General features: G+C 36.3%; 18 protein-coding genes and 1 pseudogene. 4 read left to right on the top strand and 15 right to left on the bottom strand.

Annotation, left to right across the window (positions count from 1 at the left end; genetic code table 11):
- The 12 genes and pseudogenes from DS742_RS23480 to DS742_RS23530 form a co-directional block, all read right to left on the bottom strand.
- Positions 1-534, bottom strand: a 534-nt coding sequence (locus DS742_RS23480; RefSeq protein ID WP_147325854.1) for a restriction endonuclease subunit S, incomplete at its 3' end; no start/stop codon positions are given.
- A complete protein-coding gene (locus DS742_RS23485; RefSeq protein WP_117419389.1) occupies positions 527-856 on the bottom strand; it encodes a DUF4357 domain-containing protein in 330 nt (109 codons plus the stop codon). The genes DS742_RS23485 and DS742_RS23480, both read right to left, overlap by 8 nt.
- Positions 853-1,722, bottom strand: a pseudogene (locus tag DS742_RS23490) (type I restriction-modification system subunit M); the annotation flags it as partial. The gene DS742_RS23485 and the pseudogene DS742_RS23490, both read right to left, overlap by 4 nt.
- 82 nt (positions 1,723-1,804) lie before the next feature.
- On the bottom strand, positions 1,805-3,298 hold the full coding sequence (locus DS742_RS23495) for a recombinase family protein (protein ID WP_117419390.1): 1,494 nt from the start codon (positions 3,296-3,298) through the stop codon (positions 1,805-1,807).
- Positions 3,291-4,958, bottom strand: a complete 1,668-nt coding sequence (locus DS742_RS23500; RefSeq protein WP_117419391.1) for a recombinase family protein — start codon at positions 4,956-4,958, stop codon at positions 3,291-3,293. The genes DS742_RS23495 and DS742_RS23500 overlap by 8 nt, the downstream gene beginning before the upstream one ends.
- Positions 4,958-6,643: a recombinase family protein gene (locus DS742_RS23505; RefSeq protein WP_117419392.1), complete on the bottom strand. Its 1,686-nt coding sequence runs from the start codon at positions 6,641-6,643 to the stop codon at positions 4,958-4,960. Before DS742_RS23505 ends, DS742_RS23500 begins: the two co-directional genes overlap by 1 nt.
- 95 nt (positions 6,644-6,738) lie before the next feature.
- Positions 6,739-6,888, bottom strand: coding sequence for a hypothetical protein (locus DS742_RS29020; RefSeq protein WP_002843633.1), 150 nt, complete (start codon positions 6,886-6,888; stop codon positions 6,739-6,741).
- Positions 6,889-7,407: 519 nt separating this feature from the next.
- Entirely contained in the window at positions 7,408-7,671 is a 264-nt protein-coding gene (locus DS742_RS30160) for a DUF6994 family protein (protein ID WP_437126209.1), read from the bottom strand.
- A gap of 10 nt (positions 7,672-7,681) precedes the next feature.
- Positions 7,682-8,140, bottom strand: coding sequence for a DUF6994 family protein (locus tag DS742_RS29610; RefSeq protein ID WP_242996715.1), 459 nt, complete (start codon positions 8,138-8,140; stop codon positions 7,682-7,684).
- 132 nt (positions 8,141-8,272) lie between these two features.
- Complete coding sequence (locus DS742_RS23520; RefSeq protein WP_117419394.1) at positions 8,273-8,686, bottom strand: RNA polymerase sigma factor; 414 nt, start codon at positions 8,684-8,686, stop codon at positions 8,273-8,275.
- Between the two features lie 239 nt (positions 8,687-8,925).
- A complete protein-coding gene (locus DS742_RS23525) occupies positions 8,926-9,141 on the bottom strand; it encodes a hypothetical protein (protein WP_117419395.1) in 216 nt (71 codons plus the stop codon).
- A complete protein-coding gene (locus DS742_RS23530; RefSeq protein WP_117419396.1) occupies positions 9,138-9,683 on the bottom strand; it encodes a hypothetical protein in 546 nt (181 codons plus the stop codon). The genes DS742_RS23525 and DS742_RS23530 overlap by 4 nt, the downstream gene beginning before the upstream one ends.
- A gap of 194 nt (positions 9,684-9,877) precedes the next feature.
- On the opposite strand from DS742_RS23530, the gene DS742_RS23535 reads away from it, so the two are divergent.
- The 4 genes from DS742_RS23535 (at position 9,878) to DS742_RS23550 (ending at position 12,776) form a co-directional block, all read left to right on the top strand.
- Positions 9,878-10,279: a helix-turn-helix domain-containing protein gene (locus DS742_RS23535; RefSeq protein WP_117419397.1), complete on the top strand. Its 402-nt coding sequence runs from the start codon at positions 9,878-9,880 to the stop codon at positions 10,277-10,279.
- Positions 10,280-10,288: 9 nt separating this feature from the next.
- The gene (locus DS742_RS23540; RefSeq protein ID WP_117419398.1) at positions 10,289-10,849 is read left to right on the top strand and encodes an ImmA/IrrE family metallo-endopeptidase; all 561 of its coding nucleotides are present in this window, start codon (positions 10,289-10,291) and stop codon (positions 10,847-10,849) included.
- Between the two features lie 236 nt (positions 10,850-11,085).
- Complete coding sequence (locus DS742_RS23545) at positions 11,086-11,445, top strand: plasmid mobilization protein (protein WP_117419399.1); 360 nt, start codon at positions 11,086-11,088, stop codon at positions 11,443-11,445.
- Positions 11,445-12,776, top strand: coding sequence for a relaxase/mobilization nuclease domain-containing protein (locus tag DS742_RS23550; RefSeq protein WP_117419400.1), 1,332 nt, complete (start codon positions 11,445-11,447; stop codon positions 12,774-12,776). The genes DS742_RS23545 and DS742_RS23550 overlap by 1 nt, the downstream gene beginning before the upstream one ends.
- A gap of 3 nt (positions 12,777-12,779) precedes the next feature.
- Here the strand turns inward: DS742_RS23550 and DS742_RS23555 are convergent, their stop codons facing one another.
- Genes DS742_RS23555 through DS742_RS23565 form a run of 3 tightly spaced genes read right to left on the bottom strand, consistent with a single transcriptional unit; the run spans position 12,780 to position 15,313 of the window.
- The gene (locus DS742_RS23555) at positions 12,780-13,565 is read right to left on the bottom strand and encodes a hypothetical protein (RefSeq protein WP_117419401.1); all 786 of its coding nucleotides are present in this window, start codon (positions 13,563-13,565) and stop codon (positions 12,780-12,782) included.
- A complete protein-coding gene (locus DS742_RS23560) occupies positions 13,540-14,205 on the bottom strand; it encodes a YecA family protein (protein WP_117419402.1) in 666 nt (221 codons plus the stop codon). Before DS742_RS23560 ends, DS742_RS23555 begins: the two co-directional genes overlap by 26 nt.
- 1 nt (position 14,206) lies before the next feature.
- Positions 14,207-15,313, bottom strand: a complete 1,107-nt coding sequence (locus tag DS742_RS23565) for a nucleotidyltransferase domain-containing protein (RefSeq protein ID WP_117419403.1) — start codon at positions 15,311-15,313, stop codon at positions 14,207-14,209.
- Between the last annotated feature and the right edge of the window lie 35 nt (positions 15,314-15,348).

Consider the following 15,348-nt stretch of genomic DNA (forward strand, 5'->3'; position numbering starts at 1 on the left):
ACGGACAATTTCACTCTGCACCTCAAGAGGTGGCAGAGGAATAATAACATTCTCCATCAGCTTTTTCGATACATTGAAGCGAGTAACGCCGCTTGCGGTTTTACCGATCTGGTATCGTAAATCGCTTGAACGGAACAGGTGCTTTGCGAAGTCCGGCAACATGATACTTAAATCATTGAAACGGAAGAAGAAGCAGAAACTATTCAGATACAGCTTTTCTTCTGTTTTAACGGTTACAACAGAAGAAATACCACATTCGTCTGGGGTCTCGGAAGAACCTGTGAAAATAACATCTCCGTACTGCAATGTACGCTGTTTCTCTCTATCAGCGATTTTTACTCTGTCCTCTACATCAATCTGCAATGCAGGGTTAGAGTAAACATTCTTATAGGTAATGAACTTTGCGTTGCCATCGGTAAAATCGTCTTTCGATTTGCCCGTCAGACCACCAAAGAACGTTCCCAACTCTCCAAGCGTTTTATGCGGAACACCGTCTGGACAGTAGAGGGAAATCAATTCGTCTAATTTACTCATTATTGCCCTCCTTTTCCGCAAGTATCACTTTCAGAGCTTTGCCATTTTCATCTTTCCATGCGGTCAGTCCGTTTGTGCTTGCTCCTGTCACAAAATTTGCGGCTGTGGAAGCACTCTTGAAAGGGACATCTTTGATTACTCTTGTACCATCAACCACACCTACACGGGATTTTTCAATGGACTTTGCACCTCTGAATTTCTCGCTATATGCAATCGTTTCAGAAATAACGCTATCTTTCAGAACTACAAAAGATTTACTTGCCATATCATACTCAGCTACGGCTTTTATGTTTGAACGAGGTCTTGTCAAATACAGTCTCATACGCCCACCTCGATTTCTGCGATAATCTTCGCAATTTCATCACGGAGAACCTGTTCACGGGCAACGATTTCCTCAATCTCGGCATTGAGCTTTACAATGTCGATTTTTTCTCTGGTGTCCTCTGCTTCAACATAAGTGGACACGGAAAGATTGTAGTCGTTTTCTGTGATTTCTTCATAGCTTGCCAGATGGGAGAAGTGTGCTTCCTCCGCACGGGCGGCAAAGGTCTCCACGATTTTGTCCATGTTCGCCTGTGTCAGCTTGTTGTTGTTCGTAACCTTGATGCACTCGTTGGAAGCATCAATAAACAAGGTCTTGTTGTCGGACTTGCCTTTCTTCAAAACCATAATGCAGGTTGCAATGGAAGTACCAAAGAACAGATTGCTCGGCAACTGGATAATGCAGTCGATAAAGTTATTGTCAATCAGATACTTTCTGATTTTCTGCTCTGCGCCGCCACGGTACATAATGCCGGGGAAACAAACGATAGCCGCCGTACCGCCTGTTGCAAGCCAAGATAGGGAGTGCATGATAAACGCAAGGTCAGCCTTGGACTTCGGTGCAAGAACACCAGCAGGAGAAAAACGAGGATCGTTGATCAGCAGAGGATTATCGTCACCCGCCCATTTGATCGAGTAAGGGGGATTGGAAACGATCAGCTCAAACGGCTCGTCATCCCAATGCTGCGGTGCGGTCAAGGTGTCCTCGCAGGCAATGTCGAACTTATCAAAGCCCACGTCATGCAGGAACATATTGATACGACAGAGGTTGTAAGTCGTGATATTGATTTCCTGTCCGTAAAAGCCGTTTCTGACGGCATCCTTACCGAGAATCTTTTCTGCTTTCAGAAGCAGAGAACCCGAACCCTCTCGTGTCAAGCGAATGACACAAAATGTATTGTCTATTTTTGGACAACAAAAGAGAGTGATTTCTCACTCCCTCATGCGTCTATTTCCATATGATTTTCTGAACAATACTTCCCTCACATAGGACAGAGTCAATGTACTTTTCCATTAACTCCCTTGTAAGCTCATTGTCCTTAAAGACCTCATCTTGTTTAGACAGTTCCTCTATTCTTTCCGATAGGCTTTCAAGTTCTTTGTCGATGCTCTTTTTGTTTTCTATGAATTTGAGCTTTGTAATTTTACCAAGTTTGTATTTTTCAAAGTCTGAAGTCTTTTTAGCTTCAAGTCTTGCGACTTGCTTTTCCAAATCTTTAATGCTTGCCCTATCCTTTTGCTCAGCTTTAACCTCTCCATATTTTTCTTTAATAAGAGTTAACACCTGTTCTTCCAGTTTTTCAGCTCTTGAGTTCTTATGCTCCACATTGTTGCATTTACAAATTCTACAATGAAAATACTTGTGTACTCTTACGCTTCCATCAAGCCTCGGTCTTTTTGACTGAACAAATCCCAAGATGTGGTTACAAGTAGGGCATTTAGCAAAGCCTTGAAGTGGCGAATGCTGTCTCCAAGGGTAATCAGTGTTCTTACCTTTAATAAAGCGTCTGCTTTCTTTTATGGCTTGAACCTTATCAAATTCTTCCTGAGAGATAATAGCTTCGTGATGGTTATACACCCTGCCCCATTCCTCTTTTGGATGAAACTTGAAGCTTCCAGGTGTCAGCACTGATTTTTCTTGCATATTAAAAACATAAGTGCCTGTGTAATTTTCGTTTGAGAGCATATCCGTTACAGTTCCGTTTGTCCAAGTAGGATTTTTTCTGTTTTCCGAAGATACGATTTTATACTCGTAGTCCATATTGGTAAGCTCTTTTTTACGCTCATTCGGTGTTGGGATATTCTCCGCATTCATTATGGCTGCAATCTTTCTGGTAGCCATTCCGCTTAACGCTAAGTCGAACACTTTTCTGACTATCCAAGCCGTTTTTTCATCAATGATAATATTATGCTTATCAGCCGGATCTTTCATATATCCAAGCGGAGGACTCCAGGCAAGGAATTTTCCTTGCTTTTTAAGTTCCGTTGAAACCGACTTAATCTTTTGTGAAATATCCTTTGTGTAAAAGTCATATAGCAGTCCCTTGAACTGAATATCAAGGTCTGTTCCATTTCCTTTTTCTTTGGCACTGTCATATCCGTCATTGATGGCTATAAATCTGATACCAAGAAACGGAAAGATATTTTCAAGGTAATCGCCAAGAGCAATATAGTCCCTCATAAACCTTGATAGGTCTTTTACGATGATTGCGTTAATCTTTCCGGACTTTACTTCCTCAAGCATTCTTTGAAAAGAAGGACGCTTTTCGTTTGTTCCGGTGTAACCGTCATCAATATATTCTTCCCTTTGAAAAGACTTAAACTCTTCATTTTTATTGAGATAGTCATTCAGATATTGCCTTTGATTTATGATGCTTTCGCTCTCGTCTTTCTTCATCTGATCTTCTACGGAAAGTCTGATATAAAGGGCTATCTTACTCATTTTCTGCACCTCCCATCAGCATATCCATATTAAATTTAAAAACCACCTCAAAGTTGTGATTGGCATAAACGATTATCTTTTCTACCAGGCTGTGAATTAAATCGCCTGAAAGCTTTTCAATTTCCTTTGCCGAGAATACATCCTTTATCCATTTGAGTGATTTTCTCTTTTCCTTTTCAAGCTCCTTCGCCTTGTTTTCAAGGGCAATCACTTCATTGTTAATCGTTGCTATATGACTTAGAGCAATTTCTCTTTTCAATGAATAAAGCTCTCTGTCAATCTTTCCAAGGCTATATTCCTCATACGCCTTTTGAATGAGCAGCTCTTCTTTCAGCACCTTATCTTTTAGCTTATCAATATCTTTTATGGCAAGGGAAAGCCCCTCATCAAATCTCAAAGACACTCTTTCAATAAACTTTTTCTTACTTGTAGCTTTGGTAATAAACTCGGATACCCTATCACTGATAGCCTTATCTAAATCTCTTTCCATGACGAAGACACTTTTTTCTTTTTCAAGTGTTCCCGTATAGGTGTCATTTTGAAAAGAATAGTAAAGTCTATCCTGATTTTTACCGTATATTCTTGTTCTTCTAAAAAGCTCTTTGCCGGTGTTATTGTTGAAAACCAAGCCCTTATATCTATTTTCATAATCTCTTTCAAAGTCGTGCATTTTGGCAGCGAAACGATGATTTTCAAGTCTTTGTTTTCTACCCTCAAGCACCTTTTCAAAATCTTCTGTTGAAATAATAGGTTCGTGAGCATTTTCAAATACTATCTGCTCATTTTCCTCTACAAAATGCTGTTTTACACCCTTTGCAAGATTTTGCTGTCTTACTCCCTGCACCAATGTGCCGGTATAAGCTCTATTTGTAAGGATTTTAGAAATAGTAGACTTATGCCACTGTGATTCTCCCTCAAGCCTGTAAACTCTTCCGGTCTTGTAGTAAACCATCCCTGTGGCATAGCCTTTTTTATTAAGGTATTTTGCAACTTCATATTGGCTTTTTCCCTCAAGCGTTAAACGAAACATCTCTTCTACTATAAAGCGAACTTTTTCATCTACCTCTAATTTCTGTCCCTCTTTCAGCTTTACAACCTTATATCCGTAAGGCGGAACAGTACCGATAAAATATCCGTTTTTTGCCCTGTTATGCTTGCTTGTTTTTATCTTGACGGAAATATCTTTGGCATACATATCGTTGACGATATTTTTAAGCGTTACCTCAAATGACTTTTTTGAGTCTAAGTTCTTTACGGTATCAACCTTGTCATTAACCGAGATAAACCTAACGCCTAAAAACGGAAATACCTTGTCAATCAGTCTTCCCATTTCAAGATATTCTCTGCCAAGTCTTGATAAATCTCTTATGATAATGCAGTTTATCTTTCTATCCTTAATATCCTGCATCATCTCCTGAAACTGAGGTCTTTCAAAATTTGTTCCGCTGTATTCATAATCAGTGTATGTGTTTAATACCTTAATGTTTTCTTTTAAGGCATATTCTTTACAGCAAAGCACCTGCGTTTCAATGGAAGAAGATTTCTCTCTCCATTCTTCTTTTCTTTCAGATGACAGTCTTGTGTAAATACCTGCTTTATAAAATACCTTTTCTGTACTATCCTCAGCCTTTTGAATGTATCTTTTGGAAGTCCTTGCCATCAGCAAACACCTCCCACCGCAAGTTTTGGCATATTCATTTCTAAGGCTTCGCCATAAGCTCTGCCTATGGTAAATACTCTCACCTTATTTTCATCTAAAGCCTTAAACTCGCATTTTTCACTGTCTAAAATTGCCTGCATTAGATTTACTGTATCCATATTATTAAAGACAAAGTTTATGGCGTTATCTTCGCCAATCTCTATGCGGTCAATGAAAGACACCAAGGATAATCTATTCAGCGTACCCTCTTCTACATTAGGAATAATATCGGAAACAAAACTACCCTTATCTTTAATTTTTTCTTTTAATTCTTCTATCGTTTTTTGCTTTGTAATAATTTGTTTCTCAATCTCCCTAATCTTAAGAAGATAATTTTTTCTAAATCTCTCAAACTCTTCTGTGGTAATAAGCTCTTCCTCCAAGTCCATATAAAGAGAGCCTCTAAGTCTTTCGTACTTTTTCTTCTCTGCTTTTAAGGAGTCGAAATCAGCCTTGATTGTGAGCTTAGAAACATCAATTTTACTTACCTTTTTAAGAAGCTCATTATATTTTGAAAGATAATCATTCAGAGCGTGAATGGTAGCACCTATTACATAATCTTCTTTAACGCTGTGCCTTGTGCATTCGCCCTTAATGTTGTATTCAGAACATATATAAAAGATGTTGTAGCCATCTTTTGACTTAACTTTTCGTCTAATCATCGGGCTACCACAATCTTTACAGTAAAGCATTCCTGACAGAATGCTCGGATTTTCTTTTGAAGCTTTTACATCACGAAGCAGCATTTTATTTGCCAGTGCAAATACGGATTTTGAAACAATGCTTTCATGAGCATTTTCTATTGTGATCCAATCATCCTTGGCTACATCGACTTCTCTTTTGGATTTGTAATTGAGCTTTGCCGTCTTGCCTTGTTCTAAAACGCCTATATATACCTTATTGGTGATGACTCTGTTGACCATCTTAGCGTCCCACTTGGCATCTTTTACGATAAAACCCGTACTAAAGTTATCGCCCTTATTTTCCTTATGCCTTGACGGAGTAACCATACCTATGCTGTTTAGAAAATCAGCGATTGCCTTTGAGGAATATCCCTCAATTTTCATATCAAAAATACGGCTGACAATATGAGAAACCTCCGTGTCAACCACAAGCTTATGTTTATTCTTACTGTCTTTCTTATAACCGAATGGAGCGAAAGAGCCGATAAATTCTCCGTTTTTCCTTTTGACCTCCTTAGATGATTTTACTTTCATAGAAATATCACGGCAGTAACTGTCGTTAATAAAGTTTCTAATAGGAAGTATCAGGTGGGTATCGCTCACATCAGCGTTGTCGCTGTCGTAATTATCATTTACGGAAATAAAGCGTATACCTTTTTCGGGAAATATCTTTTGTAAGTATTTGCCGGACTCGATATAATCTCTACCGAAACGGGATAAGTCTTTTACGATAATTATCTTAAACTTACCTGCGTTTAAGTCTTCAATCATATTCTTGAAGTTCGGTCTGTCAAAATTAGAACCGCTAAAGCCGTCATCTACATACTCATTCGATATGGTAATGCCGTTTTCTTTAGCATAAGACTTGATAATTTGTCTTTGATTTGAAATAGAATTGCTTTCTGAAATATCCCCGTCCTCTCTTGAAAGACGAAGATACATACAAGCGATATTATTGTTCATAAGAACCCTCCTAAAATTTTATTTTGGCAAATAGTCATTTAGGAAGATTGCTTCTACCGCTTATATTGTACCGCACTCGGATTTTTATGTCAGCCCTATAGTTTTATGACCGACCTTAAGAGGTGCATTTCAATAATATCCAGCAAATCAAGCTTTTCGCTCTTGCTGCTTGAGTAGGTTATCTTCTTCTCATAATTTTTCTCTATTTGCTTTTTATCTTCATTTTTCTTGTTTTCATTTTTCATAATCATAACCTCGCATTTTATCAAATATAAGTTTTTTGACATTGGTAGGTGCATTGGCTGCTACATAGGAATCTCACCTCCGCCCCCTGTTCCAGACGAGGCGGCTTAAACTATTGAAGTATCATTATCACCACTTGCATCATCGAAATAAGTTGCCACACTTATCTTTTATGTATTCCTATCTGTCGCTCGTTTTCTTCTATCCTCGGTTAGCTCCGGTATTCATTTGAACCGATTTTCATCAGCAGAAAAGTCTTGGCGTAGGTCATAATTCTTAGCAAGCGGATAAAGTCCTACCTTGGTCTATTCAGTTGTCAAAGAACAAATAGCTTTCGCTATGAGAGTTGCTTTTAAGTTTTGGGATATAGATTTCTCTATCACGAAAGAAGCAATTACCCCCTCACTATGTACAGTGAAAATTCGACCTTGATGTTAACCACTTTTATGAGAAATTTTTGAGAAAATAAAAAAGCACCTACTTTATTTCAAGTAGATGCTTGCAGATATACTGGCTTTTAATTAGATTAAACTGAGTTTCTCTGTTCTGTCTTTAATAATTTTATTGCTATTATTGAAATATCTTTTATATTCCTCTTTTTGATTTGGAATATATATATCTTCTCTCTTTAACGGAATTATCAATCCTTTTTCCAAATCTGAACTGACCAAATCAATTATAGACTCATCATATATAAAACCCTCTAACCCAAAAAATGATATAAACTTATCAAAAGTTCTAAATAAAGCAAACCAATCGCTGTAATTTTCAATCGCATAATTTATCTTTGAATTATCATTTAAATACCATTTTTTTTATTGCAAGAAGTGTTAAATCAAATCTATCATAATATGAATTTTCTCCACTTCTCGCTTGATTTACTGTTGTTCCTTGACCTCTTGGGAATACCATATGACCTCCAATAGTTCTGGAAATCATTAAGTATTCAACAATCTCTTCGTCAGCTAATCCTGCTTGTTTTGCCCAATAAACAGAAGCTCCTATATAATCTGATGACAGTCTATACTTACCATCATCAATAAATAATGTATAGAAATCTCCATTGTTAAAATTTTGGCACTTATTTTCTATAGAGTTTAGTTCTAAGCTATCTAACCGTTCTTTACTAAAGAAAATCTTCTCTATATCATCATAAAGTTGTTCGCTACACTTATCAGGATCTTTTCTTGTCTTTAAATTAAACCCAATTGGATATTCGGGATATAAGTCGAACAAATAATTTTTTAATTTCAAATATACCACCTCTAATTTGTATTTTCTTATTTAATCATACCCTATCTGAAGTATGTTTAACAATGCACAAAATATCACCCTCAAATATAAAGGGTAGCAGGCGGATTTGACTCCGCCTACTATAATACTGCTTTACACTAAATCATTTAGTAGTTCCTTTAACTTTTTCAAAATCTTATTTCTTCGTTTGAACAAAGCCGGTGCTGATATTCCTTTTGATGTTGCTATCGAGCGAATAGACTCATCCTGATAGTAAAGTCTTTCTATGACTTCTCTTTCCTCATCATTTAACGAGTCAATCGCTTCTCTAACCCTGTCGATAAGCATCTTGGTTTCAACGATTTTTTCCAAATCGTAATTCTCATCGGCAATAGTATCCTCAAAGGAATATTCTGTGCTGAGGTCAGAAAAAAAGAGCAACTTGTGTTGTCTGTCAAGTCGCTCTAAATATCTTTCCCTATTTGTAATTTGCCAGTAGCTTTTATAGACTTCTTGGTCTACTTCGATTTTTTCGTCTCCAACGAAAATGTAGTATTTCTTATCCATTTTTTCCTCCGTGTTCTTTTGAATTTGTTTGCTTGTAAAAATCCAAAAGAATGTGGAGGACTTCTTATCCTTTTCATAAGCCTCCTAAAAATGGGCATAAAAAAAGACCATAAGTTTTTCACTTATGGTCTTTGCCCGTGATATTAAATTAGTTCCGTCCCACTATATACACTTTAGCATATATGAAGTTCGCTTAGAGTCCCCTCTTTGTCCGATGATTGTCCGTAGGTACTCCGTCATTAGTCCGCAACAACTCCGTATTTTATCCGCCTTTTATCCGATAATTTTTCTTTTAAGTCTTGCAGAGTCATAGTCGGACAAGCTTTTTCAGGTACCAGTAAAATCATACTGTCAGGCAACCCCTCAATACTGTCTACGATGTCATCATCTAACCTTTTCATAAGAAGAGCCACTTCATCTTTATTCCTCAAATCATATATGGGCATTATCTTCATCTCTGTTCTCCTTTCGATTTTTCATCACTGATTTCTTTTAAAAGAGTCGGAAGAGCGTATCCCCAAAGTGCTATGCCCATAATGGCGATCGCTTCATTTTTCCGCTCGTAGAATGATGTCTTTTCTAATGCAACCTTTCTCATTATCTCCTCGTTTGAATATTTATCACGGCTAAGATAAGAGTATTGAATTATCGTATAGTAGCACTGACCGTGAACAGGATATTCTTTTAACCTTATCAATGCACTGTCGATAATATCAATCAGCCATTTCGTTTCAAAAAGATGTCTGACCCTTGCTTCAAAATCATCAAGGACTCTATCGGGAGCAAAACTTTCCAGATATGAAAGTGCCTCTCCCAAATCACTCCCATAGGTTACTTCCTGCTCGCAGACAAGGCACTGTGCCGTATTTTTTACTGACCAAACGACATTTCTGTATATCGAAAGTACGGCTTTTGCTTTCAGTTTGGTCGGTAAAAAAGAAAGCTCATGACTCTCATAGAGCCTTTCCAATTCCCTAAGCATTTTCCCCTTCGCCATCTGCCCTCACCTCGCTTTGTTTCCCATGTATTTCTTAAAACTTACCGCAAAATATTCATTGCATTTAAGTTCTTCAGATGTTATAATAAGTGTACTTAAGTTCTATTTAATTATACACAAAGAAAAAGAGAAAAGCAAGTACCTAAATTCACTTTATATTTTTTAGGTGAACTTAGGTTCAATAGGAGGATAAAATGAACTTTGGAGAAAAAGTGAGAAGCTTTAGAACCGAAAACGACTACACCCAGGACGAATTTGCAAAACTTATCGGCGTAAGCAAAAGAACGCTGCTTTTGTATGAGCAAGGGAAAAGATACCCGAAGCAAAAGGAAGTCTATGAAAAAATAGCCGAGGTTATGGGCTGCGATTATAACTTTCTTATGACGGAGGAAGATGAATTTTTGGAAGAAGTTTCTAACAGATACGGCACAACGGAAGTTGCAAAAGTCAGAGCTTTAGCCGAGGGAGTAAGCAGTATGTTTGCAGGCGGTACTTTACCCGAAGAAGATATGGAAGAAGCATTCCAGGCAATCACAAGAGCCTACTGGAAAGCAAAAGATATTAACAAGAAATATGGTAAGAAGAAAGATAAATAAAGGTGAGCTATGACAAACGATTGGATATACGAAAAAGCCAATGCTTTGGTCAGAAAGTATTTTACTCGTGATCCTTTTGAGCTTGCCAAAGACCTCAATATTCATCTTGAAGTAATGAACAACATGACTCATCTTCTTGGAATGTATCAGGTCATACAGAAAAACCGTTTTATCTTTCTTTCCGCAGATTTACATCCAAGTATCAGGAAAGTTGTCTTAGCTCATGAGATTGGACACGACCAACTTCATAGAAATTACGCAAAGGCAAATGCCTTTCACGAGGTTTCTATCTTCAGAGAATTAGGTTGCCACGAAATAGAAGCAAATATTTTTGCGGCTCATCTTCTGATTAATGATAAAGAAATCATACGGCTTTTAGAAAATGAAGATGTATCGGATCGCTCTCTTGCTAATGAGCTGGGCGTGGAAATCAACCTTGTAAACTTGAAAATATCTGAGTTATACAAGATGGGCATACTTTCCTCTTCCAGATACAATATCGAAAGACCGAGAACAGAATTTCTGAAAGACTATAACCCCATAAGAGATAGAGATAATTCGACTTATTAAAAGCTCTCAAAGGACGCTGACAAATAATTCTATGCAGGATATAATAACTAACAAAACTCAATACTCGCTTAACGCTTAATCTACAAATCATTCTTTTGTAGCAAGCACAGTCTTTGGATAGCCAAAGACGGAAAAATCGATGAAGCAGGAACCCGACCCTGCTTCTTTTTTTATCAATTTTTAGCTTGTTAGGGAGAACCCTAAGACCCCGAAATACACCGAAAGGAGACGAAATTATGGAAAACAGAGAAAGAAATATTCAGCTAATCGTAAGAGTTAATGAAAAAGAAAAGGCACTTTTTGAAAAGAAACGAAAACTTGCTAAGTGCAAAAATATGAACCTTTTTATTAGAAAATGCGTTCTTGAAAAGGAGATTTATCAGGTTGATTTACAGCCCTTTGCAGATTTGCAGGGACTTCTTTATAACGCTACAAGCAACATCAATCAGATTGCAAAACGAGTGAATTCTACAGGAATTATCTATAGCGATGACATCAATGATATGAAAAACCAGATAGACCACATTTCAAAAGAGATATGGCAAATTCACTCTCTTCTGCTTGGAAGAACTGCCGAAACTGGAGATGATAAGTAATGGCAATAACAAAAATTCACCCTATAAAATCTACGCTTAATTTGGCGATTGACTATATAACCAATGCCGAAAAGACGGATGAAAAAATCCTAATCAGCACCAATAAATGCCACACAGCTTCCGCTCACACACAATTTTTAAGGCGAAGAGAAGAAAATAATATAAGAGGTTCTGTACTTGCAAGACATCTTATTCAATCGTTCTTGCCGGGCGAAGCTACGCCTGAAATGGCACATCAAATTGGTCTGGAACTTTGCAACAGAATACTTAAAGATGAGTATGAATTTATCCTCTCTACCCACATTGACAAAGGACATATCCACAACCATATCATCTTTAATAATGTAAATATGGTAACGGGCAAATGCTATCAGTCCAACAAGAGAAGCTATCATCAAATCCGTTATCAAAGCGATAACCTATGTAAAGAAAATAGCCTGTCAGTCATTGACGAATACTACGAAAGATTTAAGAAAAAGTATAGGACGAACGGCAAATCCTGGTATGAAAATGAGCAAGCTAAAAACGGAACTTCTTGGAAAAGCAAGCTTCAGTTTGATATTGACAGAATGATAAAACAGTCAAAAGACTGGGACGAATTCTTGAAAAAGATGGCGGATCTCGGCTATCAAATCAAGTACGGTAAGCACATCGCTTTTAAGCATAAAGACAAGGAAAGATTTACAAGAGCAAAAACTATCGGAGAAGATTATACGGAAGCCAGACTTAAAGATAGACTTTTGGAAAATGAAAACAAAAAGACTTTCACAGTTAAAAAGCGTATTGGAAATATCATTGATATTGCTAACAATGAAAAGGCACAATCAAGCAAGGGATATGAATTCTGGGCTACAAAACACAACCTGCAAGTAGCTTCAGATACTGTTATTTTAATGCGTGAAAAAGGCTTTAAGTCTCTTGCTCAGCTTGATGATTTTATTAAAAAAAGTGCAGACAAAAGGCAAAGCCTACAGGACGAAATTAAGGTACTTGACGAGAAAATAGCTACCCTTTCCGCTACTATGGAGCAAGTCCATACTATAACGAAATACCGCCAAATTTATCAGGCATATAAGAAAGATCCTACCGACAAAGCCTTTGCCGGTGAACATAAATCAGAAATCCGTTTATATAAAAAAGCCCTTACCGACCTTAAAACATCCTACTCTAAAATGCCAAATTCCAAGCAGATTTTTGAGGAGCTTGAACCCTTAAACGAAAAAAAGAATACCCTTATGCAAGAGTATTCTTCATCCAAATCTGAGATGACCGAACTTTATCAAATTAGAAAAAATTACGAGAAATATATGTGGAAAGAGATGGAGAGGTGACTATCACTTCATCTCTTTTTGATTTGCATATATTAAATAACTATCCCTAATATCAATCCATTCCTTGCTTAAAGCATTGTTCAGATTGCAAAATAGCCTTTCAGAAAGAATGATTTTCGATTCAAATACGGCGTTTTCATAGAGTAGTAACACTTCTATTATTTGTGGTAAAATTACACTTGCTTTCGCTGAATGCTTTTCATATGAATTACATATTTCGTTTGCTTTCTCATACACATCTTCAGATGACTCTTTAAGAGAATTCAACATAATAGCTCTATCAAAAAAACTGCTGGATACTATAAAGCTTAGCAGTAATGATGAGTAATCATCCATCCCGCTAATAAAAAGTTTTAATACAAAGAATAAAAAAGCAACAACTGATAAAAGATAATATGGAAATGACATTTTAGCTGCTATACGAGATGTGAATAGGGAATTCTCGTGTATGTTCGCCAATAACTTTATTTCCTCTTTTGATATAGAAGCATTATTATAATAAGGTTCACTATTATAGTTTGGAATTCTTTTTTCATTAAAACTATTATCAATAAGCCCCGTTTCTCTAATCCGATGCCCTTTATCAAAAAAAACATTTTTGTAATGTGATGACATATATTCGACCACTAATACTACGCCTACTATAGAAAGAAAAATCTTAGCAGGTATAATCAATGTTACGCCCTGAAAAATAGCTAATGCAAATGCCAGCACACCGAAAACATCTTGACCTATTGCAAATCTTTTTGAAATAATAAAATCTTTATTCTGAGGATTTTCTGCTGACATTTTTACCATCCTTCGTTAATATCATATATGCTTCTGTTATAAATTCATTCTTATACGAAGCATTTTTTATAATAGGCAACATATATTTTCCGTGACAATCTCTAAGCTTTTTACCCGAACCGCAAAGACACGGAATATGACCTCTATATTTGTCCTCATAAATCATAATTACCATCTTCTTGTATTGATCTTTGGTCAACTTCAAATCATTTAAATAATAATCTAGTAACCCTTTATATCCGTGTTTTCTGTCACCAAATGGATAAGTATTGTATTTTTCAAACCAATCCAAGGTGTATATAAAAGCATTCACAAACTTCTTGATAAAAGCTATCAAAGACGGGTTTTCATTTAAAAAATATATCATTTCACCTATTGTAGCCAAACAAACATTACCATCCTGATAAATATGTTCTATATGTTCTGGATAATCAGATACATAAAACTTTGGAATGCTATTGGGAAAGTTTTTTTGAACTATGAGCTTAATATTTCTTTCGCCTTGAGCAATATGTCCATCATAATCCAGGGAGTATTTATATACCCCTTGGATTATCCACTCTATATCATTTTCAACCATTATTAATCTCGGCTGACTATCTAATATTTGTTTGACTTCATAACTCAATCCATAACTCATACTACTTCTTCCAAGGTTTTGTAGGTGTAATTATTGTAGGCGTTTCAAAAGTTTCTGCAAATACTCTTGTGTTAATATCATTGTGAATACTTTGTTTGAATTTTCGTTCATCCTCAATATTCATAAAGTCGTTTAATGCCGAAATCCATTTACCCATATTACTCAGCCTATTATCTGTATATCGTTCAATAAGATTTTCTCTTAAATCAACTGGATTTAATATTTTGCCATCCTGCATTAGAGATATAGTTTTATTACTAAATCCAACAATAAAAGCATTTACTATGTCTGAAACCGATAAAAGCCATTCGTTTTTTATGCTGTCTGCAACTAAAGCTGAGATTAAAATTGACGATGGCTTGTCTCCCCTCAATTTGCTTCTGTCATAATAAATATCTCTATGTCTCTTTATAAACTGGACAGCTCTTTGCAAACTTGATCTATAGTAGTAAGTTGGTATTTTCTCTGCACTTGCAAACACCATCCTTATGTCGTATGGCAAATTATTGTATTGCTCTGATTTCATATCAGTACTTAAATGCTTATTACTAATTTCCAAAAACCAATCACCAAATCCGAGAGGATTACTGGTAAGCCAATCATAGTCAGATGATTCTTTATTTGTTATGGCAACAGTTTTCCGTGCATTTGAATACGAAACTCCCGAGTTAATAATGTCGTTCTTTATCGAAATATCTTCGTCAACTGATGGGACAATATCCAAAGAAAATCCAACACCATCAGCTACTTCTGCATATTTTAGCGTCCAGCAATTTCTATCTTCTTTTTCTAACTTATCGGAATAAATTCCACTTTCTTTTATACAATTTCCAACATCATTTTTTACACTTTTTGCATTAGTGTCTTCCTTTTTTCTTTTCAATATCGCCAATACATCTAAATCATAATCATGTTCTTTACCATCACGGTATGGGCGTATCGTTGTACCTATCAAAAATGAACCCTGTGGATAAAAATCAGAATCCAAACCTTGTTCATCTAAGTATTTTGATAAGGCATCATACTTATCTCTAGCATTTTTCTCCATAGTTGGAGATAAATCCAAATCAGATAATGATTTCAATATATCTTTATCTCTGTTCAACATTTTTAATTCCTCCTAAAAATATATACATCATAGTG

The sequence above is a fragment of the Lacrimispora amygdalina genome (assembly GCF_003432035.1).
In the GTDB taxonomy this organism is placed as follows: domain Bacteria; phylum Bacillota; class Clostridia; order Lachnospirales; family Lachnospiraceae; genus Lacrimispora; species Lacrimispora amygdalina.